Below are 2,091 nucleotides of genomic sequence, written 5' to 3'. Positions count from 1 at the left end.
ATCCGTAAAGTACGCATCCGCTGCCGGCGACGGGTCAACGTCGCAAGCGGTGAAGGGTGGTAGAAGCCCCTGTTTTGCTTAGGGTTTTTCGAATCGTTTCGAAATTCGCCGGTTGACAGGAACGCCGATTTCGGTAGAATGCTCGCCACTCGCTACAGGGTCCGCCAAGGACTCGATCGGAGTCGCCTCGATACGAGGTTCGCGCCGCTCGACGAAGACATCGAGCTTGACGCCAGACGCCGATCATGTAGAATACGCCTTCCTCGCGAGGCGCTGTGCCACGGGCCGGCAACGCGAGACGCTCCTCTCTTTCGAGAGTCCGGAGCCGCTCTTTAACAATCGATCAGGTAATTCATGTGGGCGCTTGTCGAGATGTCGGTGACCAGTCACCGAAAATCAAGGCAAGCGACTCGTCAAAGGCCTTCGGGTCTTTTTGAGAACGTTTGAACCTTGAGCCAGGTTTGGTTCCACCTTAGGAACTATCAGACTTTAAACTGAAGAGTTTGATCATGGCTCAGATTGAACGCTGGCGGCAGGCCTAACACATGCAAGTCGAGCGGAAACGATCCTAGCTTGCTAGGAGGCGTCGAGCGGCGGACGGGTGAGTAATGCATAGGAATCTGCCCGATAGTGGGGGATAACCTGAGGAAACTCAGGCTAATACCGCATACGTCCTACGGGAGAAAGCAGGGGCTCTTCGGACCTTGCGCTATCGGATGAGCTTATGTCGGATTAGCTGGTTGGTGAGGTAATGGCTCACCAAGGCGACGATCCGTAGCTGGTCTGAGAGGATGATCAGCCACATCGGGACTGAGACACGGCCCGAACTCCTACGGGAGGCAGCAGTGGGGAATATTGGACAATGGGGGCAACCCTGATCCAGCCATGCCGCGTGTGTGAAGAAGGCCCTCGGGTTGTAAAGCACTTTCAGTGAGGAAGAATGCTTGTCGGTTAATACCCGGCAAGGGAGACATCACTCACAGAAGAAGCACCGGCTAACTCCGTGCCAGCAGCCGCGGTAATACGGAGGGTGCGAGCGTTAATCGGAATTACTGGGCGTAAAGCGTGCGTAGGCGGCTTGGTAAGCCGGTTGTGAAAGCCCCGGGCTCAACCTGGGAACGGCATCCGGAACTGTCAGGCTAGAGTGCAGGAGAGGAAGGTAGAATTCCCGGTGTAGCGGTGAAATGCGTAGAGATCGGGAGGAATACCAGTGGCGAAGGCGGCCTTCTGGACTGACACTGACGCTGAGGTACGAAAGCGTGGGTAGCAAACAGGATTAGATACCCTGGTAGTCCACGCCGTAAACGATGTCGACTAGCCGTTGGGGTCCTCGAGACCTTTGTGGCGCAGTTAACGCACTAAGTCGACCGCCTGGGGAGTACGGCCGCAAGGTTAAAACTCAAATGAATTGACGGGGGCCCGCACAAGCGGTGGAGCATGTGGTTTAATTCGATGCAACGCGAAGAACCTTACCTACCCTTGACATCGTGCGAACTTGGTAGAGATACCTTGGTGCCTTCGGGAGCGCACAGACAGGTGCTGCATGGCTGTCGTCAGCTCGTGTTGTGAAATGTTGGGTTAAGTCCCGTAACGAGCGCAACCCTTGTCCCTATTTGCCAGCGATTCGGTCGGGAACTCTAGGGAGACTGCCGGTGACAAACCGGAGGAAGGTGGGGACGACGTCAAGTCATCATGGCCCTTACGGGTAGGGCTACACACGTGCTACAATGGCCGGTACAATGGGTTGCAAAGCGGCGACGTGGAGCTAATCTCATAAAGCCGGTCTCAGTCCGGATCGGAGTCTGCAACTCGACTCCGTGAAGTCGGAATCGCTAGTAATCGTGCATCAGAATGGCACGGTGAATACGTTCCCGGGCCTTGTACACACCGCCCGTCACACCATGGGAGTGGACTGCACCAGAAGTGGTTAGCCTAACTTCGGAGGGCGATCACCACGGTGTGGTTCATGACTGGGGTGAAGTCGTAACAAGGTAGCCGTAGGGGAACCTGCGGCTGGATCACCTCCTTAAACGACCCGTTATCGGCACTCGGCAAGTGTCCACAATGAATTACCTGATCGGCCAGAGCAAA

General features: G+C 55.8%; 1 rRNA gene. It reads left to right on the top strand.

Annotation, left to right across the window (positions count from 1 at the left end):
• Window positions 1–491 precede the first annotated feature (491 nt).
• Window positions 492–2,029: ribosomal RNA gene (locus LU493_RS19360) — 16S ribosomal RNA — on the top strand.
• Window positions 2,030–2,091: the final 62 nt, after the last annotated feature.

It is taken from the genome of Halomonas elongata, assembly GCF_029081005.1.
GTDB classification, from domain to species: Bacteria; Pseudomonadota; Gammaproteobacteria; order Pseudomonadales; family Halomonadaceae; genus Halomonas; species Halomonas elongata_B.
This window is presented reverse-complemented; position numbering and strand designations above follow the sequence as displayed.